Annotated in this window: 25 protein-coding genes and 1 riboswitch; of the genes, 14 read left to right on the top strand and 11 right to left on the bottom strand. The window is 38.6% G+C overall.

The genetic code is table 11. The features are described 5' to 3' along the window. Nucleotides 1-95 precede the first annotated feature (95 nt). Entirely contained in the window at nt 96-1,028 is a 933-nt protein-coding gene (locus tag V7137_RS04380; protein ID WP_335696925.1) for a metal ABC transporter solute-binding protein, Zn/Mn family, read from the bottom strand. Nucleotides 1,029-1,240: 212 nt separating this feature from the next. On the opposite strand from V7137_RS04380, the gene V7137_RS04385 reads away from it, so the two are divergent. Then, nucleotides 1,241-1,813, top strand: a complete 573-nt coding sequence (locus V7137_RS04385; protein ID WP_335696926.1) for a beta-class carbonic anhydrase — start codon at nt 1,241-1,243, stop codon at nt 1,811-1,813. Here V7137_RS04385 and yidD read toward each other — a convergent pair. Further along, nucleotides 1,810-2,037, bottom strand: a complete 228-nt coding sequence (gene yidD, locus V7137_RS04390) for a membrane protein insertion efficiency factor YidD (RefSeq protein ID WP_335696927.1) — start codon at nt 2,035-2,037, stop codon at nt 1,810-1,812. The genes V7137_RS04385 and yidD overlap by 4 nt on opposite strands. A gap of 140 nt (nt 2,038-2,177) precedes the next feature. Between yidD and V7137_RS04395 the strand changes: the two genes are divergently transcribed. Further along, entirely contained in the window at nt 2,178-2,651 is a 474-nt protein-coding gene (locus V7137_RS04395) for an S-ribosylhomocysteine lyase (protein ID WP_335696928.1), read from the top strand. 166 nt (nt 2,652-2,817) lie between these two features. On the opposite strand, the gene ytzI is transcribed toward V7137_RS04395, so the two are convergent. Beyond that, nucleotides 2,818-2,988: a YtzI protein gene (ytzI, locus tag V7137_RS04400; RefSeq protein WP_335696929.1), complete on the bottom strand. Its 171-nt coding sequence runs from the start codon at nt 2,986-2,988 to the stop codon at nt 2,818-2,820. Between the two features lie 112 nt (nt 2,989-3,100). Beyond that, the gene (locus V7137_RS04405) at nt 3,101-3,358 is read right to left on the bottom strand and encodes a DUF6154 family protein (protein WP_066258317.1); all 258 of its coding nucleotides are present in this window, start codon (nt 3,356-3,358) and stop codon (nt 3,101-3,103) included. A gap of 202 nt (nt 3,359-3,560) precedes the next feature. Between V7137_RS04405 and V7137_RS04410 the strand changes: the two genes are divergently transcribed. Both V7137_RS04410 and ytkD read left to right on the top strand, forming a co-directional pair. Next, complete coding sequence (locus tag V7137_RS04410; protein ID WP_335696930.1) at nt 3,561-3,878, top strand: hydrolase; 318 nt, start codon at nt 3,561-3,563, stop codon at nt 3,876-3,878. A 116-nt stretch (nt 3,879-3,994) separates the two neighbouring features. Further along, a complete protein-coding gene (ytkD, locus tag V7137_RS04415; protein ID WP_335696931.1) occupies nt 3,995-4,474 on the top strand; it encodes an RNA deprotection pyrophosphohydrolase in 480 nt (159 codons plus the stop codon). A 24-nt stretch (nt 4,475-4,498) separates the two neighbouring features. On the opposite strand, the gene V7137_RS04420 is transcribed toward ytkD, so the two are convergent. Genes V7137_RS04420 through V7137_RS04430 form a run of 3 tightly spaced genes read right to left on the bottom strand, consistent with a single transcriptional unit; the run spans nt 4,499 to nt 7,048 of the window. Continuing rightward, entirely contained in the window at nt 4,499-5,305 is an 807-nt protein-coding gene (locus V7137_RS04420; protein ID WP_335696932.1) for an ABC transporter permease, read from the bottom strand. Next, on the bottom strand, nt 5,286-6,062 hold the full coding sequence (locus tag V7137_RS04425) for an ABC transporter ATP-binding protein (RefSeq protein ID WP_335696933.1): 777 nt from the start codon (nt 6,060-6,062) through the stop codon (nt 5,286-5,288). Before V7137_RS04425 ends, V7137_RS04420 begins: the two co-directional genes overlap by 20 nt. A 20-nt stretch (nt 6,063-6,082) precedes the next feature. Beyond that, on the bottom strand, nt 6,083-7,048 hold the full coding sequence (locus V7137_RS04430; protein WP_420490091.1) for an ABC transporter substrate-binding protein: 966 nt from the start codon (nt 7,046-7,048) through the stop codon (nt 6,083-6,085). Between the two features lie 176 nt (nt 7,049-7,224). On the opposite strand from V7137_RS04430, the gene V7137_RS04435 reads away from it, so the two are divergent. The 4 genes from V7137_RS04435 to V7137_RS04450 all read left to right on the top strand — a co-directional run bounded on the left by V7137_RS04435 (nt 7,225) and on the right by V7137_RS04450 (nt 9,881). Further along, complete coding sequence (locus tag V7137_RS04435; protein WP_335696935.1) at nt 7,225-8,019, top strand: alpha/beta hydrolase family protein; 795 nt, start codon at nt 7,225-7,227, stop codon at nt 8,017-8,019. A 37-nt stretch (nt 8,020-8,056) separates the two neighbouring features. Next, on the top strand, nt 8,057-8,299 hold the full coding sequence (locus tag V7137_RS04440) for a DUF2584 domain-containing protein (protein WP_218349300.1): 243 nt from the start codon (nt 8,057-8,059) through the stop codon (nt 8,297-8,299). Nucleotides 8,300-8,422: 123 nt separating this feature from the next. Then, nucleotides 8,423-8,959, top strand: a complete 537-nt coding sequence (locus V7137_RS04445; RefSeq protein WP_335696936.1) for an RNA polymerase sigma factor — start codon at nt 8,423-8,425, stop codon at nt 8,957-8,959. Next, on the top strand, nt 8,928-9,881 hold the full coding sequence (locus tag V7137_RS04450) for a hypothetical protein (protein ID WP_335696937.1): 954 nt from the start codon (nt 8,928-8,930) through the stop codon (nt 9,879-9,881). Before V7137_RS04445 ends, V7137_RS04450 begins: the two co-directional genes overlap by 32 nt. Nucleotides 9,882-9,913: 32 nt before the next feature. Here the strand turns inward: V7137_RS04450 and pckA are convergent, their stop codons facing one another. Then, nucleotides 9,914-11,500, bottom strand: coding sequence for a phosphoenolpyruvate carboxykinase (ATP) (pckA, locus tag V7137_RS04455; RefSeq protein WP_335696938.1), 1,587 nt, complete (start codon nt 11,498-11,500; stop codon nt 9,914-9,916). Nucleotides 11,501-11,751: 251 nt separating this feature from the next. Beyond that, nucleotides 11,752-11,890: riboswitch (SAM riboswitch) on the top strand. A 201-nt stretch (nt 11,891-12,091) separates the two neighbouring features. On the opposite strand from pckA, the gene metK reads away from it, so the two are divergent. Together metK and asnB are read left to right on the top strand one after the other, a co-directional pair. Next, nucleotides 12,092-13,291, top strand: a complete 1,200-nt coding sequence (gene metK, locus V7137_RS04460; RefSeq protein ID WP_335696939.1) for a methionine adenosyltransferase — start codon at nt 12,092-12,094, stop codon at nt 13,289-13,291. A gap of 285 nt (nt 13,292-13,576) precedes the next feature. Then, the gene (gene asnB / locus V7137_RS04465; protein WP_335696940.1) at nt 13,577-15,481 is read left to right on the top strand and encodes an asparagine synthase (glutamine-hydrolyzing); all 1,905 of its coding nucleotides are present in this window, start codon (nt 13,577-13,579) and stop codon (nt 15,479-15,481) included. 46 nt (nt 15,482-15,527) lie between these two features. On the opposite strand, the gene V7137_RS04470 is transcribed toward asnB, so the two are convergent. Further along, a complete protein-coding gene (locus V7137_RS04470; protein ID WP_335696941.1) occupies nt 15,528-16,037 on the bottom strand; it encodes a gamma carbonic anhydrase in 510 nt (169 codons plus the stop codon). A 148-nt stretch (nt 16,038-16,185) separates the two neighbouring features. Here V7137_RS04470 and V7137_RS04475 point away from each other — a divergent pair, with 148 nt between their 5' ends. Continuing rightward, nucleotides 16,186-16,989: an alpha/beta hydrolase gene (locus tag V7137_RS04475; RefSeq protein WP_335696942.1), complete on the top strand. Its 804-nt coding sequence runs from the start codon at nt 16,186-16,188 to the stop codon at nt 16,987-16,989. A 17-nt stretch (nt 16,990-17,006) separates the two neighbouring features. Further along, on the top strand, nt 17,007-18,089 hold the full coding sequence (locus V7137_RS04480; protein ID WP_335696943.1) for a tetraprenyl-beta-curcumene synthase family protein: 1,083 nt from the start codon (nt 17,007-17,009) through the stop codon (nt 18,087-18,089). A 58-nt stretch (nt 18,090-18,147) separates the two neighbouring features. On the opposite strand, the gene V7137_RS04485 is transcribed toward V7137_RS04480, so the two are convergent. Then, a complete protein-coding gene (locus tag V7137_RS04485; RefSeq protein WP_335696944.1) occupies nt 18,148-18,720 on the bottom strand; it encodes a tRNA (mnm(5)s(2)U34)-methyltransferase in 573 nt (190 codons plus the stop codon). Next, a complete protein-coding gene (locus V7137_RS04490) occupies nt 18,717-19,682 on the bottom strand; it encodes a TIGR01212 family radical SAM protein (protein ID WP_335696945.1) in 966 nt (321 codons plus the stop codon). Before V7137_RS04490 ends, V7137_RS04485 begins: the two co-directional genes overlap by 4 nt. A 209-nt stretch (nt 19,683-19,891) precedes the next feature. On the opposite strand from V7137_RS04490, the gene V7137_RS04495 reads away from it, so the two are divergent. Together V7137_RS04495 and V7137_RS04500 are read left to right on the top strand one after the other, a co-directional pair. Next, complete coding sequence (locus tag V7137_RS04495; protein WP_335696946.1) at nt 19,892-20,161, top strand: YtzC family protein; 270 nt, start codon at nt 19,892-19,894, stop codon at nt 20,159-20,161. Further along, nucleotides 20,158-20,337, top strand: a complete 180-nt coding sequence (locus V7137_RS04500; RefSeq protein ID WP_335696947.1) for a glycogen biosynthesis protein GlgD — start codon at nt 20,158-20,160, stop codon at nt 20,335-20,337. The genes V7137_RS04495 and V7137_RS04500 overlap by 4 nt, the downstream gene beginning before the upstream one ends. Nucleotides 20,338-20,489 lie beyond the last annotated feature (152 nt).

Below are 20,489 nucleotides of genomic sequence, written 5' to 3' on the forward strand. Positions count from 1 at the left end.
AACAATCTATGCGAAAATAGCCTTTAGTAATGATGTAGACAGATCCTTACAAAAAAATGAACCAAGACATGGGCCTGGTTCAATTAGTTATTTATTTAGTTGTTTAAAGCTGTTTTTAATGATTCAAGATTTTGATTCATTAATGAAAAATAGGTTTCATTGTTTTTAATGTTTTCTGTTGATAAGATAGCTAGATTATGGATTGGTAAAGCTCTAGCCCCAATTTCTTTTTGAACGATTTTTCCAAGTTTCGATTGGACATTTTGTTCGAATAGCATGTAGTGTAATCCTTCCTGTTCTGCAATGGAGATTATGTTCTCTAATTCCTTTTGGGTCGGTTCATTGGCAGTCGATAGGCCTGATACGCTAATTTGTTCAATTCCATACCGCTTTTCCCAATAACCGAACGCTGCATGTGTTACGATGATCTTTTTATGTTTTGCATGTGTAATCGTCTGCTCATAATTCTTATTAAGTTCATCTAGTTTAAGGGAAAGTTTTTGAAAATTGTTATTGAATTGTTCTTTGTATTGCGGCAACTGTTTAATTAATGAATCACGAATAACAGATGCCATTTCCTTTGAATAGATAGGATCAAGCCATACATGTGGATTGACGTCAGTCTTGTGGTCATGATGTTCTTCCTCTTCATCCGTTGATTTTGGAAGGTTAATGTCCTCAGCCGTTGGCACCAACTCTACATGTTCATTTTTTAATGTTTCTTTCGATTTTTCTACAAACCCTTCAAGCCCAAGCCCGATGTAAAAAAATAAGTCTGAATCAGCGAGATTCATCATATCCTTTTGGGATGGTTCAAAAGTATGTTCATCTGCCCCAGGTGGATAGATGGTTTTAACATTTACATATTTTCCACCAATTTGTGAAGTAAAATATTGAAGTGGAAATACTGTGGTATAAATGGTTAACTGATCCTTCTTTTTCTGTACTTGTTCATTACCATTTGAACATGCCGACAATAGAAGACTTAATGGTAACAGAAAAGAAAGGAAACAAATAATTTTTTTCATAGAGACTCCTTCATATGTTTATAAATCGGATTTATTACGATTTATTATTGAAATTTTTTTGGAATTCTGAAAAATAATAACTACATAATACGGAACGATTCCGATTACCATTTGTATCTTACAAAAAATTTTCCTCAAAAGCAAGTATAAAATTTTGTTTCATAATCAAATATTAGGTATGCTTAGATAGAAACAAAGGAAGGGTGATGGTTATGAACAACTCAACATTATTAAATGAAATCCTAACATTTAATGAAAACTTTGTGGAAAACAGAGAGTATGAAAAGTATGAAACAACTAAATTCCCTAATAAACGAATGGTGATTCTAACATGTATGGATACAAGACTGCTGGAATTATTACCAAAGGCTTTAAACTTGGGAAATGGGGATGCAAAAATAATTAAAGATGCTGGAGCTCTGGTTTCACACCCGTTTGGAAGTGTGATGAGAAGTATATTAATTGCCCTGTATCAATTAAAGGCTCAGGAAGTTTTAGTAATAGCTCATCATGATTGCGGTATGAGCGGTCTCAAGGCAGAACCAGTAATAGAAAGTATGAAGGAGCGGGGAATATCAGAAGAAACGTTCGATACGCTTACCTATTCCGGAATTGATATTAAAAAGTGGCTTCATGGGTTTGATAATGTAACCGATAGTGTAGTACACAGTGTAGAAATTATTAAAAACCATCCGTTAATGTCAAAGGATATCCCTGTTCATGGCTTAGTCATCGATCCTAAGACAGGTAAACTGGATCTTGTAGTCGATGGTTATAAGAATTAACAGTTGTCCTTTTCTGGGACAGGATCTAAGCCTCCTGGATGGAACGGATGGCATTTTGAGATTCTTTTAAGCGTAAGCCAGCCGCCTTTCAAGGCACCGAACCGTTGGATTGCTTCCATCCCATAATGCGAACAGGTTGGATAAAACCGGCAGGTCGGTGGTTTAATTGGTGAGATAGCAACTTGATAAAAACGAATAACAGCAAGGAAGATTTTTTTTACCATAAGTGTCACTCCTTTTGTGCAATTACCTACAACATACCACAATTTAATAACAACGTCTAAAATGTTAATTATATGTAAGTAGATGAAAAAACTCGGAATTTATTGTATGATTAGGGTAGATAAAAAAAGGAGTGATTTTGATGCCTTCTGTTGAAAGCTTTGATTTAGATCATAACGCAGTTAAAGCCCCATATGTGAGACATTGTGGTGTTCACAAAGTAGGTAGTGACGGCATTGTTAATAAATATGATATTCGTTTTTGCCAGCCTAATAAACAAGCGATGAAACCGGATGTCATCCACACATTAGAGCACTTGCTTGCTTTTAATCTTCGTAAGCATTCTGAGAAGTATGACCACTTCGATATTATTGATATATCACCAATGGGCTGCCAAACAGGATATTATTTAGTAGTTAGTGGAGAACCATCTGTTGAGGAAATCATTGATCTTTTAGAAGATACAATGAAAGATGCTCTTGAAATCATTGAAATTCCTGCTGCCAATGAAAGACAATGCGGCCAAGCGAAGCTGCATGATTTAGAAGGTGCCAAACGCTTAATGCGTTTCTGGCTGGAGCAAAGCAAGGAAAATCTAAAACAGGTTTTTGCATAAATAGAAAAGCGTAAGCGCTTTGGGCACCCCCGACAAGCATAAGTCAAGCACTGCAGGAAGGAGTCTTTTCCCTTCCGAAAGGGATTGACTTATGACCTCGAGGGGCTAGGAGCTGAAGTTAGACAATATAATAAAAAAATTCCTATTCTAATTGAATAGGAATTTTTTACGATTTATTTTGGTCCTCATCATGCTCTTCCTTCTCTTGGTCAAGATATGGATTATTTTCTATTGGATCTACCGTATGTTTATATGTGTAGGCTTTAGAAGTGGTGCCCACGGCTAGAAGAAGAACAACGATAACGATAATAATACAAATAACGGCTACTACATACATTTGTGTGGGAGGCCTCCTTTTTCTCTATTGTAGCATGAATTGGTGTTTTTTTTTCGAAAAGAAAAAAGGAAGCCCGCTGTTTGAGCTTCCGTCGCTACACTATTATGTATAATCAATGAATATTTCGTGGATGATAAGTATTCGTGCGGTGCTGGCCGTACTCTTCTTGGGCAAATTTACCTTTTAAACTTTCAATTAAATAAATTCCCATTAAATTGTATAATTCTTGCTTATCCATTTCTTGGATTAAAGCAAGTAAATCCTCATGTGACATTTCTTCTAAAAAGGCAAACGCCAGCATGTCGATATCCTCTTCATCACCGGTTAACTTATTTCGGTACATCTCATACAATTCATCGACTAATTTCATTTAGCACACCTCCTTGTTATAATCTTTTCCCTTATTAGGGCAAAATAATTCTATCTTTCCTTTTTGTGAATTGACAGAAAAATCTGTTTCTTTGATTGTATGTTTATTATAACGTATTCATTTCTAAAAAATGAATCGAAATTTGGCAAAGAATAAATTTTTTCTATTTGCAAATTACTAATGATTAAAAGGGGATGACATGATGGATGAGCAAAAGAAAACCTATTATATTGATGTAGGGAGCGGAGAAATTTCGCGAAGTGCCACTAGTTCAACTTGGAGTTATAAAATTCAAGCAAATGATGAAGAAATTACTCAACTCCGAGAGCTGTTTGATCAGAATTATTCAACCGAATGGAAGAACTTCTTTCGAGCGCATGTTCCATATATTGAGTATCATTACGACCGTGAAAACGACGCCTATGATAAAACAATTCAACAAGTGTATGGGATGCTGCACAAACTTGGTGATGAAGAAGCAAAAAGCCACATTGAAAGTATGAATATTTTACCAGGGTAAAATATAGATAATATTTTACCAAAATAAACAAAATTCCTTGAAAGAAAAATCCTAACTTTAGGATTTTTCTTTTTTTGATTATAATAAGAGCAATAAATGTTGAGGCGGAATATAAAATGATACATTTTTTAGATGAAAATGGGAATCAGGTTGAACTGTCTTTTATACAAAATGCCTTCCAAGAGGAAGCAAAACATGTGTTAGTCATCTGCCAAATGGGGGACGAATGGCTGTTGACGAACCATAAAAAAAGGGGTCTTGAATTTCCCGGAGGAAAAATGGAGTCAGGGGAATCACTAGAAGAAGCAGCACGACGAGAAGTATATGAAGAAACAGGAGCCATTCTAGATGATCTTAAATTTTTAGCGGAGTATAAAATTTTTGACCCAATCAGGTCTTTTGTGAAAACCGTCTTTTGGGGAAAGGTAAAAAGGCTAGAGCAAACGTCTGGTTACTTTGAAACAAATGGTCCCGTTGTTGTTCAAGGAGATCTATTATCGCAACGATTTGGGGATCATTACAGCTTTATTATGAAAGATCAGGTTGTTGAGCAATGTGTGAAACTCATTCAAAAATTACAAAAGGAAAAGGAATAGCAGAAAGTATTTGTTAACAAACTGCTATTCCTTAATAATTTTTCTTTCTAATAATTCAACGAGTTGGTACATAATGGTGGCAAATACGGCGATCACCAAAAGTGATAAAAAAACGAGGGTAAAGTTAAATACTTGGAAGCCGTAAATGATCATGTAGCCAAGCCCACGTGTGGATACCAGGAATTCTCCAACAATAACACCCACCCATGACAATCCGACATTAACCTTTAAGGTTGAAATAATCGTCGGGAAACTTGCAGGGAGGATCGCTTCCTTGAAACATTGCCAGCGCGTGGCCCCGAAAGTTTGGAGTACTTTCAGATAATTTGGATCTACTTCTTTGAATGAAGTATACACAACGATTGTGGTAATGATTATCGAAATGATCGCACCCATAGCGATAATCGATGAATATCCTGGGCCTAATGCTACAATCAAAATGGGTCCCAATGCCACTTTTGGCATTGCATTTAAGATGACTAGGTAGGGATCCAGCACCTTTGAAATCATGCGGGACCACCAAAGGATGGCAGCTAATATTGTACCCAAAAGTGTACCAAGAACAAATCCCAGAACTGTTTCTGTCAAAGTCACCCCAATATGGCCTACTAAGGTGCCATCATGAATTTTTTCTAGAAGTAAGTTCCAGATTTTCGATGGCGAACTAAAAAGAAGCGGGTCAATCCATTGTTTTTGACTAAACCATTCCCAACTGGAAAAGAAGACGATAAAGATAATCGCTTGATAAAATCTAACCCATCTTTTTTCCACCTTCAATGATTGAATATAGTTTCTATGGAGGAGTTCTAACTTATTCTTTTTCTGGCTCAAGAGACTCCAACTCCTTCCATATCGTTTGAAAGATACTTGTAAATGCCTCATGATTTCTGGCTTCAAATGGGGAAAGATTCCTTAGTTCATCAGGCATTGTAAAGGTTTTATATATTCTTCCAGGACTTGGTGACAGCAAAAAGACACGGTCGCTCATGGCAATAGCTTCGCCGATATCATGAGTTACGAGAATCGCTGTTTTTCCAAATTCATCTAATGTTTGTGAGACTAAATCTTCAAGTTTCAACTTTGTTTGATAATCGAGGGCGGAAAAGGGCTCATCAAGCATGAGCAGTTTTGGTTCTGTGGCAAGGGTGCGAACAAGTGCCACCCGCTGCCGCATCCCCCCTGATAACTGCCTCGGCAGTTGTTTTTCCACTCCGGTTAAACCGATTTGTTTAAGCAGGCGAAGGGCCGTGGTTCTTGTTTGATGATTTAACTGCTTTGATAATTTCAGACCCAATAAGATATTCTCTTCAATCGTTTTCCAAGGGAACAAATAATCTTGTTGAAGCATATAACCGATTTGGTTTTTCGCAGTGGTTACAGGTTTATTTTCTAACAAGACTGTACCTTGTGTGGGTTTAAGCAAGCTAGATATGATGGAAAGCAGAGTTGTCTTACCACAGCCGCTTGGGCCGAGGAGAGAAACAAACTCGCCCTCCTCAACGGTTAATGAAATATCGGAGAGGGCCGTAGTAGCAGAGGCTTTAGTAAAATAAGTGTGATGAATATTTTGGACGGTTAAAAAACTCATGGGGACGGCCTCCCTTTTCTTTATTCTTTGATAATCTTTTCAGCAATCTCTGTGTTAACTAGTGTTTGATGATCCACTTTTTTTGGAAGTTCTCCAGCCTCATTCATGATGTTTTGAAGATTGATCCATTCCTCTTGGTCAAGAATTGGATCTGTAGCAAAGGACCCCTGATTTTTATAGCGATCCACTACTGTCGTCATAATAGCTAAATCTGTATCTGGGAAATAGGATTGAACCGCCTTGGCAATTTCCTCGGCACTATGTGATTCGACCCACTGTTGTGCTTTATAAATAGCCCTTGTAAACTTTTCGATCGTTCCCTTATGTTCTTTCATATAACTTTCTTTGGACATAAACGTTGTATATGGAACATGGCCGGATTCTTTCCCGAAGGACGCGACAATATGACCCTTGCCTTCTTTTTCAAATATACTTGCCGTTGGTTCAAATAATTGAACAAATTCGCCTGTTCCTGAGGCAAATGCATTGGCAATATTGGCAAAATCGATGTTCTGGATCAAATTCAAATCTTTATGCGGATCAATGCCATGCTTCTTTAATACAAACTCACCGACCATTTGCGGCATGCCGCCTTTGCGTTGACCTAAAAAGGTTTTTCCTTTTAAGAGATCCCATGAGAAATTATCAATTTTGTCTCGAGATACTAAGAACGTACCATCTGTCTGAGTTAATTGCGCAAAATTTATAACAGGGTCGTTTGCCCCTTGCGCGTATACATAAATCGAAGTTTCCGATCCAACAAGGGCAACGTCAGCTCCGCCTGATATAAGTGTTGTCATGGTTTTGTCGCCGCCTGGTGTGGTCGTCAATGTAACATCTAACCCTTCAGCTTTGAAAAATCCTTTCGCTATGGCTACATACTGCGGGGCATAGAAAATGGACCTGGTCACTTCGGCGATTCGAACCTTTTCAAGTTTCTTCGTTTCATTTTTGGTGGTGCTATTACATGCGACAAGGGAAAACATGAGTATAGTGATGAGCAAAAAGGAGAAACTGAGTTTTAACGTTTTTTTCATGAAACAAGCCTCCTTATATTTCAAAAAAGAATCTGGGCTAATTGCCTAAGATATCGTATGAAGTGGAGAAAAATGTGTGAATGCCTAGTGATAATAAATTTTACAAAAAGAGGGAAGATGTGCAGATGAACCACCATGATGGGAAGATTGTTGAAATGACACGTTTTCCTTCGCCAAATCCAAACGTTGAATTAAGGGTGATCACCTACCTTTCCCATGGTTTAAAGGTAAAAGGAATGCTAGCGGAGCCTATTGGGGAAGGTGTATATGATGGATTCCTTTATTTACGCGGAGGTATCAAAAATGTGGGCAAAGTTCGACCCGCACGAATTGCTCAGTTTGCCGCCGAAGGTTTCATTGTTTTTGCGCCTTATTATCGTGGTAATCAAGGCGGTGAGGGCAATGAGGATTTTGCTGGGGACGATAGGGAAGATGCGTTTGCGGCCTTTTTGTTGCTAAAATCTTTGCCAAGAGTCCGTGGAGTACATATTTTTGGATTCTCCCGGGGTGGAGTAATGGCACTTTTGACCGCTCTTGAGTATCCTGAAACAGCTTCAGTTGTTACTTGGGGGGGAGTTAGTGATATGTCGCTTACCTATATGGAACGGAAAGATTTGCGCAGGATGATGAAAAGGGTGATTGGCGGAACTCCTCAAAAATTTCCAGATCGCTATCAATCCAGAACCCCTCTCTATTCATTAGACAAACTAACAGCTCCTGTCCTGATTATCCATGGTGTAAACGACAGTAATGTCTCGGTGGAACACGCCTATCGTCTGGAAAGAAGGTTAAGATTATTAGAGAAACCGGTGGATTGTTGGTATTTCAATGAGTTTACACATTACTTTCCGCCTGAGGTCAATAGAAAAGTTGTATCCGATTTATCAAAGTGGATGAAAAGTCGACCGAAAAGATGTTAATATATAGATAAAACAAGCAGAGGAGCGGATAAAAGTTATGGGTATGCCTCTTGAGTTAAATACGATGATTGTAACAAAGGGCAGGGAAAAACGCTTGGAGGAAAATGTCTTCTTGTTAGAAAAAGAAGGGTACAGACTTTATCCAATTGAGATTCCAATCGATGTAAGAAAAACAATCGATAGTGATTCAAATGGGACCGCGGTTATCAAAAAAGTTGAGCTGCAAAATAACAGCACAACCATCACCTATCAATTAATTTCATTAAATTCGACGAACTAAGCAGGGACGATTGTTCCTGCTTTTTATTATGAAAAAAATATTCATTTACTGTAATGAACGATTGATACATACGTCATATTTATAGATTGATTAGGATTAACGTTTTAGGGAAGGGGGATTGAAATGGAACATAGCCATCAAATCGAGAAATGGTTTATCCTATATGAACATGATGTCACAAATTATCTTGTTTATTATACAGGTTCGTTGGATGTTGAGGATTTGGTTCAAGAAACATTTTTACGGGCATTGCGAGCCTTAGGTCACTTTAAAAATGAGTCGAGCCCGAAAACATGGCTGATATCGATTGCAAGAAATACAGCTATTGATTTTTATCGAAAAAAATCAGTTTGGAACAGACTTAAACAAATTTTAGATTATGAATCCCCGAAGATTCATGAACAGGACACGGGGGAAAAAGTTGTCCGGAAAATGGATTATGCCTATTTGTATGAAGCAATTAATGAGTTGAAACACAATTATCATGATGTGATTTTATTAAGAGGCATCGCCGAGCTTTCATCCAAGGAAGTGGGGCAAGTCCTGGGCTGGACTGAAAATAAAGTCAATGTAACATTTTTTCGGGCTGTAAAAAAACTTAATGCGATCTTAAAGGAGGGGGATTATTTTGAGTCAGTTAACGGACAAAGAACTACTTGAAAAGATGGCTGATTTTCCTAAGCATGAATTAACTACAAGTCAAAGAACCGATATGCTTAAAACCATTCGTGAGGTATCGTCCCCAAAGGAACTTAGGAATATTAATTATCAAAGAATCACGGCGATCGTTGCTTTTTTTATCTTGGTCATAATAGCCCCACTCCTTTTTTTCACGAGCGAAGGTGACGTTTCACGGAATTCAGGGGTTAAGGATACAATAACTGTAAAACAGGGTAAATATTTTGCTTTAATAGATAAAGATGGTACCCCATACTATCCTGATAGCAATTTCGGAATTCCAAACAAAGTGAGTTTGCTTGCTCCGCTTGATTGGATAGCGAAGGATGGTAGGACTGTTTCGAAAATTGCGATCTATTTATGGGGAGACTATCAAAGGGACTTCGCCAATAAACCATTAAACATAACTGCAACACATGTCAAAACAGGAGTAAAAGAACATCTTGCAACCACCGTGATTTCAGGGGGAATGTATGGATCAGATGGCCACGCAATGACTAGCTTTCAACCATTTACTTTTTCGGGAATATATAATCTTGAATTTATGGCTGGAAATAAAAAGATCGGTGAATTTTCGATTTATGTAAAAGAGCCCTATATCAAGATGGGTAATTCCACTTTATTGATTTCCCAAGAAGATTTATTTGCAGGGTTTTATGAAGATGCAGCGATTGAGATAGCAGGAGGGAACTTGCCACCTAAAGTTGAACTAGAGATATTTGACCTGGAAAATGCTGAAGTCTCTACCTTTACTTTTAAGGATAAGACCGATTACACTACCACTGATGGAAAAAAGATCTCAATGTATAAAGGAGATTTCCAACTTAAAAAAAGCGGCAGGTATCGGTTTACGTTATTAAATAAATCAGTACCAGTGGAAGTAATAAAGCCCATATCAAAATGATATGGGCTTTTACATATAACGGGAGCTTCCGCTTAAGAAACTGGTCCGCCTTGTTCTACAATTTCATTCGAAACATTCGTGAATTTCTTGAAGTTTTCGCGGAACTTTGCTGCTAATTCCTTCGCTTTCTCTTCATAGGCTTGCGGGTCAGACCATGTTTTACTTGGCTGAAGAACTTCGTCTGGTACACCGGCAATATGAAGTGGAATATTTAAGCCGAAAATTTCATCCTTGGTTGTTTCAACGTGATTTAGTTCTCCTTCAAGTGCCGCTTGAACCATGGCACGCGTGTAGGAAAGTTTCATTCGGTTCCCAACTCCATATTCACCGCCGGTCCAGCCTGTATTGACAAGAAAGACATTGGCATTATGTTCAAGGATTTTTTCACCTAACATATCGGCGTAACGAGTTGCTGGCAGCGGTAAGAATGGTGCACCGAAGCAGGTAGAGAACGTAGCTTGTGGTGAAGTTATTCCCCGTTCCGTTCCGGCTAATTTGGAAGTGTAACCGCTTAAAAAGTGATACATCGCTTGTTCCTTCGTTAGTTTTGAAATTGGTGGCAGTACGCCAAAAGCATCAGCCGTCAAGAAGATAATGGTGTTTGGATGACCAGCAATACTTGGCTGCACAATATTATCAATCGCCTGAATCGGATACGCGGCACGTGTATTTTCCGTTAATGTGCCATCATCATAATCAGGGATTCTGGATTCCTGATTCAAGGTTACATTTTCTAAGACCGTTCCAAAACGGATTGCGTCAAAAATTTGAGGCTCTTTGTCACGAGAAAGATTAATACATTTGGCATAGCAGCCTCCCTCGATATTAAAAACCCCGTTTGATGACCAGCCGTGCTCATCATCGCCAATTAGTCGACGATTCGGATCAGCTGATAAGGTCGTTTTTCCTGTACCCGACAAACCGAAGAATAACGCAACATCGCCTTCGAGACCGACATTGGCAGAACAGTGCATTGAAAAAATATTATTTTCAGGCAATAAATAATTCATTACAGAAAAAATAGACTTTTTCATTTCGCCTGCGTATTCGGTTCCTCCGATTAAGACAATTCTTTTTTCAAATGATATAATTATAAAGGCTTCTGACTTTGTCCCATCAATAGCTGGATTCGCCTTGAAGTTAGGAGCAGAAATAACGGTAAATTCAGCTTCGTGTGCAAGTAATTCTTCATCAGCGGGGCGAATAAATAGTTGGTGGACAAATAAATTCTGCCACGCTAATTCATTAATGACTTGGATGGGTAAACGGGATTTTTTATCGGCACCCGCAAATCCTTTAAACACAAACACTTCATTTTTCTCTTTTAAATAATCCATTACTTTGAGATACAGGTTTGTGAAAACGGCTTCTGAAATCGGTTGATTCGTCTTGCCCCATTCAATTTTGTCTTTTGTTGATTCTTCTAAAACAATGAATTTGTCCTCTGGAGAACGGCCCGTATACTTTCCGGTAACAACACTGATTGCACCTGTGGATGTCAGGGATCCTTCGTTCCGGGTTAAGATTTTTTCAACTAATTGAGGAACTGATAACTGCACTTGAACATGACTTTCTTTTAAGAACTGCAGTAATTCATTTCGAGTATCAACAGAATTCATTTAATGAAACCTACCTTTTTTTAGTTTTTTAAGTTGTTAATAATATAAAAAGTATAACACATTAGTTGAATTGATGTATCCTATTTAACTGAATTTATATATTTTAAAACTTTAATTAAAGATATAAAAAATTTTTATAAAAAGATCCTAACTTATTCCGTATTATTCCCATTTTGTTGAAAAAGACATTTCTAAAAAAATCCATTGACATTGTTATCCAGTATGATATCATTCTAATTTGAACGGATACTCTCTTATCCCGAGCTGGTGGAGGGACAGGCCCAATGAAACCCAGCAACCTGCAATATGAAATGATTGACCACCTAAAAGGTCCTTTTCAAATGCGAAGGTGCTAATCTGACGCAAGGCTAATGCCTTGAACGATAAGAGCGAAAGGCCCGAAAACAACCTTTCCTCTATGGTAAGGTTTTTTGTTTTGTATAAGTCCTTTTATGAAAACAGTCTCTAATAAAAATCCTTTGTTTATTACATACTAAGGGAATGAGTACCGTATCAAATTCTCGAGGTTTTAGAAGAATACCTGTAACCTTCCAAAAACCTCGATGATCTCATAATATAGGAGGAATTCAGATGTCAACAAAACGTCGTTTGTTCACTTCTGAATCAGTTACTGAAGGTCATCCTGATAAAATCTGTGACCAAATTTCTGATTCCATTTTAGATGCTATTTTAGCAAAGGATGCTAATGCTCGTGTTGCCGCTGAAACTTCAGTAACAACAGGCCTAGTGTTAGTAGCAGGGGAAATCACCACTTCTACTTATGTGGATATTCCAAAAATTGTTCGGGAAACGATTAAAGGGATTGGCTATGATCGTGCAAAATACGGCTTTGACTCTGAAACATGTGCTGTTTTAACCTCTATTGATGAACAGTCTCCAGACATTGCAATGGGTGTTGATCAGGCTTTAGAAGCACGTGAAGGTCAAATGTCTGATGAAGAAATTGAAGCAATTGGTGCAGGGGATCAAGGGTTAATGTTTGGTTTTGCTTGTAATGAAACGAAAGAACTTATGCCCCTTCCCATCTCACTTGCACACAAACTTGCTCGTAAATTAACAGAAGTGCGGAAAGACAAAGTTCTTGATTACCTTCGTCCAGACGGGAAAACACAAGTAACTGTGGAATATGATGAGAACGATAAACCGGTACGCATTGATACTATTGTTATCTCTACCCAACACAACCCAGAAGTAACTTTAGAACAAATTCAACGTAACTTGAAAGAATATGTTATCAATCCTGTAGTACCAAAAGAGCTAATCGATGAAAATACAAAATATTTTATTAACCCAACAGGACGATTTGTCATTGGCGGCCCACAAGGGGATGCCGGCTTAACTGGGCGTAAAATTATTGTTGATACGTATGGCGGATATGCTCGTCATGGCGGTGGTGCCTTCTCTGGTAAGGATCCTACAAAAGTGGACCGTTCCGCAGCATATGCAGCACGTTATGTTGCCAAAAACATTGTGGCTGCAGGGTTAGCTGATAAGTGTGAAGTCCAACTTGCCTATGCAATCGGTGTGGCACGACCGGTTTCAATTGCGGTTGATACATTTGGTACTGGGAATGTTAGCGAAGAGGTTTTAGTTGATCTTGTTAGTGAAAACTTTGACCTTCGCCCAGCAGGGATCATCAACATGTTAGACCTTCGTCGTCCAATTTATCAACAAACAGCTGCATACGGTCATTTTGGCCGAACAGATGTAGACCTCCCTTGGGAACGAACAGACAAAGTAGATGCTTTACGTCAACAAGCAAATATATAAGAAGAAAAGCGGGGGAGTTACATTCTACATGTAACTCCTTTTTCTTATATCCGTCTAATTACCTGTACAATAAAATGATGTGTGCATAAAATGAAATGTTTACACAGGCCAAAAGAAGTAAAAAATGTGGATATTAAATTTACCTATTGTTCACAGTGCATTTTTTAGAAGAAAAGTGGTAGTATTAGATAGTATGTTTTTTAAGTCTAGCTCTTGCGAAAGGTGCTGGCGCTTTTGAACAAGACGTCCTTTTTAAGGGATATTTAGAATGAGGTGAGGTACATAATGTGTGGCTTTATAGGTTGTGTACACGATAAAACACAAAACTATAGTGAAGAACAAAAACAACAATTTAAAAATATGAACGATATTATAACTCATCGTGGACCGGATGATGATGGTTTTTATTATGATGATCATATCCAATTTGGGTTCCGCCGTTTAAGTATCATTGATATTGAGAGTGGTCATCAACCACTAACCTATGAAAATGAACGCTACTGGATTATCTTCAATGGTGAAGTTTATAACTATGTAGAACTGCGTGAAGAACTATTATCGGAAGGCTTGACGTTTTCAACAAGCTCTGACACCGAGGTTATTATTGCCCTTTATAGTCATTTGAAAGAAAAAGCCGTTGAAAAACTGCGCGGAATGTTCTCTTTCGTTATTTGGGATAAACAAGAACAAACCCTTTATGGGGCACGTGATCCTTTTGGTATCAAACCATTCTTTTACTTTGAAGATGGTGATCGAACATTTTTTGCATCAGAGAAAAAGAGTATTTTGTTAGCTCTTGAGAATGATGTGCTTAATTATGATTCGTTGCAGCATTACTTGACCTATCAATTTGTTCCAGAACCGAATACAATGTCTGATGGCATTAAGAAATTAGAGCCTGGTCATTTCTTTACAAAAAAAATCGGTTCTCCAATGGAAATCAAAAGATATTGGAAAGCACACTTTAAGCCGGTGCAAAAGTCAGAACCAGATTTTATTAAGGAAATTAAAGATGTTCTTTTTGACTCTGTCAAAATGCATATGCGCAGTGATGTTCCCGTTGGTTCGTTCCTTTCAGGCGGGATTGATTCTTCGATTATTGCATCGATTGCCAAAGAATTTCACCCTGCCATTAAGACCTTCTCAGTAGGGTTTGAGCATAACGGATTTAGTGAAATAGACGTTGCAAAAGAGACAGCTGAAAAGCTTGGAGTCGAAAATATCAGTTATGTAATTTCACCGCAGGAATACATGAATGAGATTCCAAAAATCATGTGGCATATGGATGACCCGCTTGCCGATCCAGCATGTGTACCGCTTTATTTTGTTGCACGTGAGGCTAGAAAGCACGTTACGGTTGTCCTTTCTGGTGAGGGTGCGGATGAATTATTTGGCGGATACAATATTTATCATGAGCCGCAATCATTAGAGGTCTTTAATAAAATTCCAAGAGCTGGAAAAGCCCTTTTAAAAGGAATAGCAGGTATGATGCCTGAGGGAATGCGTGGAAAAAGCTTTATCGAACGTGGTGTAACGCCAATGGAAGAACGCTATATCGGTAATGCGAAAATGTTTACGGAAATTGAAAAGCGCGAACTATTAAATGTTTACCGTGAAGGATTAGATTATACGGACATTACGAAGCCGCTTTACGCCGAATCCCGCGGCTACGACCCAGTTGACCGGATGCAGTATATTGATATCCATACCTGGATGCGTGGGGATATATTACTGAAGGCGGATAAAATGACGATGGCTCATTCATTAGAACTACGTGTGCCATTCCTTGATAAAGCAGTGTTCGAGGTAGCCTCCAAAATCCCTACGAGCCTGAAAACAGCTCATGGAACGACGAAGTATATATTACGTAAGGCAGCTGAAGGAGTGGTACCGGCCCATGTGCTTGACCGCAGAAAACTTGGTTTCCCTGTACCGATCCGTCACTGGTTGAAAGATGAAATGAATGAATGGGCGAAAAAGATCATCCGCGAAAGCAACACAGAGCATTTAATGAATAAATCGTATGTGCTTCAATTACTTGAAGACCATTGCCAGGGCAAGGCAGATAACAGCAGAAAGATTTGGACTGTCCTAATGTTCATGGTATGGCATCAAGTATATGTGGAGGATGTTTATTCCTTCCAACGTGATTTTGCAGTTGAAAAAGCCATGCAAGCATCGAAAAATTAAACTTAGAAAGCACCCAAACTTCAATGGGTGCTTTTGTTTATTTTTATTATTTTATGGACTTATAATATTGACCCTTCTCCGCATATTCTGTAGAGATTCTAACCATATCTTTAATGTCATCCGGTGTTAATTCCCTAATAACTTTTGCTGGTCTGCCAAATGCTAAAGTATTAGGGGGGATTTTCTTCCCCTGGGGAACAAGACTGCCGGCACCAATGAAAGCACCTTCGCCGATTTCAGCATTATCAAGAATAATCGATCCCATCCCAATTAATGCTTTCTTTCTAATGATACAGCTGTGTAAAATCACCTGATGTCCTATGGTAACTTCATCTTCTAAAATTAGCGGGTTATTAGGGCTTTGGTGTAAGATAGAATTATCTTGGATATTTACTCTTTTACCGATAATAGTTGGGGCTACATCCCCTCTAATGACTGTGTTAAACCATACACTTGACTCATCGCCAATCGTAACGTCACCTGTAATTGTCACATAATCGGCTATAAAAGCAGTATCAGCTATGTGGGGATACTTATCTTTATAAGGATAGATCATTCTACTCGCTCCTTTTCCATGATGATATTATTGTATCGGAAGTAGGATGCGATTAAAAATAATTCGTCTTTATTGTATTTGTAGAACTAAGGTGCTATTTTTAAATTTTTTATTAATATAGGTAATCACTACTCTAGGGGGGACAATTATGTGGAAGTGGGAAGCAGAAGGGGAAGCGAAAGCGGTCATTGTAATGGTCCACGGTGCGATGGAACATCATCGCCGTTATGGCTGGCTAATTGAAATGTGGCGATTAGCTGGATTCCATGTTATTATGGCGGATCTTCCCGGCCAGGGGATGACAACAAGAGCCAACCGCGGTCATATTAATTCCTTCGATGATTATATTTTTGAAGTAAAAGATTGGATTCAGGCTGCCTACCGTTATGAGTTACCTGTCTTTTTACTTGGTCATAGTATGGGGGGATTAATTTCGATTCGTATCTTACAGGAAGAAAAAATAAATGTTGCAGGAGTCATTCTTTCTTCTCCGTGTCTAGGTTTGGTCCATACACCTCCCCAATTTTTAGATATCCTATCACATGGATTGAATGTGGTATTTCCTGCACTTAGAATGAACTCAGGGTTAACAGTCCAAATGGCAACCCGAAACGAAGAAGTCCGGGAAGCGGATTCGAATGATACCCTTTATATCACCAAAGTGTCGATTCGCTGGTACCGGGAATTAGTCGGTGCCATAAAAGAGGCCTTTCAAGCAATTGAAAAAACACAGGATATTCCAATGCTTGTTATGCAAGGCGGAGATGACAAAATTGTCAATAAAAGTACTGTAAAAGAATGGTTTAATCACGTCCCACTTTCAGAAAAAAGATTTAAAGAATGGCCGAAATGCTACCATGAAATTTTTAATGAACCGGAGCGGGAAGAGGTATTTGAGTACGCGAAGGATTTTGTTTATAGTCAATTAAAGGCTATCGGTTATATTGTTTAGAAAGGTTGTCGGTTTCAATGATGCCAATCACCCTTATGTCCAGGGTATATCGCAAAATACTTCCAGCCGTACACAAAGAATTGGCTTATTGGAAAAGCCGTGCTGAAAAAATCCCAAACGAGGAACTAAGAACTCAAGCGCTTGCAAGCATCAATCATAAAACGTTCCATTGCGAGGGTGGAGCAATTCTTGCCCTAACCGCTAAGGAAGACTATAAAAAGGCCATAAAATTTATTGTTGCCTATCAGACCATCAGCGATTATTTAGATAATCTTTGTGACCGGTCTACTTCCCTTGACCCTGAGGATTTTGCTGCGCTCCATGAATCGATGGCGGATGCGCTCGTTCTTGAGGCTGACAAGAAAAACTATTATCGCCTTCGCGAAGATCAGGATGATGACAATTATTTAAATGATTTATCGGAAACATGCCGCACCGTCCTTAGAGATGTGAAGAACTTTGACGGAATTAAAAAGTATTTGCAAGAGCTTTGCCGATACTATTGTGAGTTACAGATTCACAAGCATGTCATCCATGAGGAGCGGGTCCCGCGTTTGGAAAAATGGTTTCAACAAAACCAACACCACTTGCCTGAAATGGAATGGTATGAATTTTCAGCTTGTTCGGGTTCTACATTAGGGATATTCTGCCTAGTGTCCTACGCGCTTCGGGATGATTTTCAGCTAAGTGATGCAGCAAATATTCGCAATGGGTACTTTCCATATATTCAGGGCCTGCATATTCTTTTGGATTATTTTATTGATCAAGAAGAAGACGTTGTTGGAGGAGACTTAAATTTCTGTTCTTATTATCAAAGTGAGGAAATGTTGTTTAAACGGTTAAATCATTTTGTTATAGAAGCAGATCGGCACACGGAATTTCTACCACATAAAAATTTCCACCGATTGATTAACCGTGGTCTGTTAGGAATTTATTTATCGGATGCCAAGGTACGTAAACAGAAAAACGTTCGTAGATTGGCAAAAGGTGTGATCAAAGCAGGCGGTTGGACGAGCTATTTCTTTTACTTCAACGGTCTTGCCTACCGTTCTGTACAAAAATCAGTCCCGGCATTTGTCACCAGGTTAATCTCAAAATAAAAACAGGCCCTTAGGGGCTGTTGACTATCTAAACTGTCAACAGCTCGGGTGCCTGTTTTTATATTTTTTCAATGGCAATAATGAATGCAGGATGATTTTGTTGATTTATGAATTGGTATTGAAGGACATGTGCTGTTTTTTGGTCAATTTGCTGGCAAAAATGAAGCAGGGAATCACGTTCTTCAGCCCCGCCTTTATGTCCATGATAAATAACTAAAACAATGATTCCTTCAGCCGCCATCATCTTCAAAAGTTGTTGAATTGCAGCAATCGTGGTTTCGGGGCGAGTTACAATTGTTTTATCACTGCCGGGAAGATAACCTAAGTTAAAAATGGCACCTGTTACCTTACCGTGGTCGATGTCAGGAATCAAGTGGGATAGATGTTCGTGACCTGAATGGAATACAGTAGCACGCCCTGCCAAGCTTTGCTGATTTAACCGTTCCTTGCTGGAGGCAATGGCTTCTTCTTGAATATCAAATCCATAAACGTGTCCAGATTCTCCAACTAGGTCTGCTAAGAACACTGTATCGTTACCATTTCCTACAGTTGCATCAATTACGATATCGCCAGGTTGAACCGCTTTTTTGAGTAAATTTTTTGCAAACGGAAGAATCTTGTCTATTTTCATGATTCCTTCACCAAATTACCTTGATAAAATTTCCCCTGCCAACTGTCCCTTTCCTTCATCTCTGCATCAATAGCATTTAAAACTTCCCATTTGTGTACACTCCACATTGGTCCAACCATTAAATCAATCGGTCCGTCACCCGTGATCCGATGAACAATCATTTCTGGTGGTAAAATCTCCAATTGGTCACATACTAATTTTACATAGTCCTCCTGGGACATAAATTCGAGCATGCCTTTTTCATATTGCTTGACCATTGGCGTACCTTTTAACAAATGAAGCAAATGAATTTTTATTCCCTGAACATCTAATTTCGCTACTTCACGAACAGTTTCCATCATCATGTCATAGGATTCAAGCGGTAATCCATTAATAATATGAGAGCAGATGCGAATCCCATGCTTTCTAAGCTTATTAACCCCATCTTGATAACACTGAAAATCATGGGCTCGATTAATAAGTAGCGCTGTCCGTTCGTGTACCGTCTGCAGGCCCAGCTCCACCCATAAATAGGTACGTTCATTCAGCTCAGCTAAATACTCGACAACGTCATCGGGTAGACAGTCAGGACGAGTAGCAATCGATAAACCAACTACACCTTCCTGCTTCAGAACGGCTTCGTATTTTTCACGAAGAATCTCTACCGGCGCATGGGTATTTGTAAATGCTTGAAAGTAGGCCATATATTTGCCATCTTTCCATTTCGTGTGCATTTTTTCTTTAATATCGTTGAATTGAGTTTCTAAGGTCTCAATTCTATTACCGGCAAAATCACCAGATCCGGATGCACTACAAAATGTGCAACCACCGTGTGCAACCGTGCCATCACGGTTCGGACAATCAAAGCCGCCATCAAGTGCAACCTTAAACACCTTATGACCAAATTCTTGGCGCAAGTGATAATTCCATGTATGGTATCGTTTATCATCAGAAGCATATAGAAAAGGTCTCATCTGATTCAATCAGAAAACCTCCTTTTGAAAAATAAAAACGCATAACATCAATTTTATCATGATGTTACAAGCGAATCCAAATGTATTTATTAAGTGCCTGTGCTGGTAATAATTATCCAACTGTTTGTGTCATAGGAAAGAGAATGGAGAACAAAATAAGAAATGAAGCAATATGCTTCTAACCAGGGGATTGAGTTATTACAGAAGGGGGTTCTTAGATGGCTACTCGCGACTCAATGGACAATTTAATGCAGCAGGTTGAGGATGCAATTCGCTATGCCGAGGAACAATACAAGCAAAGCAGCCTTCAAGAGCATTATAATGACGATAATTACACAAAGGCGCTGCAACAGCTTGAAGATACTTATCTGGACATTGCTAAAATGGCCCAAAGTGCAAACTCGCAGCAGCGCGACCAACTCCATAGAATGAGACTCCAGCTTCAGCAGCTTCAGAACACAATGATTCTAGAGGGGGAAAACCTTTGAAAAAGCGTTCCAAGCAACAAAACCCTGAACAGAAAACACGGAATGGAATTAATAATCAAGATTTAGAGCTCGGACAAGATTTCGATCTTGTCAAGCAAGCAAAGAAGAAATATGAAAATACAGGTGGACAGCCTGTTAAATCCAAATTTCACCAAGAAAAAGACCAATCATCCTAAAATAAGGAAGGATCCCTCATTTTTTTCATCGAGGGGTCTTTTTTTGTAAATAAATTTTATGCTAAAAATCATACAAAAAAGTGCTTGAAATCACTTGAAATAACAATTTTACATTAAAAACAACTTGAAAATAGAAGGAAATTCCCTTTCAC

The organism is Neobacillus drentensis (assembly GCF_036962765.1).
GTDB classification, from domain to species: domain Bacteria; phylum Bacillota; class Bacilli; order Bacillales; family Cytobacillaceae; genus Neobacillus; species Neobacillus drentensis_C.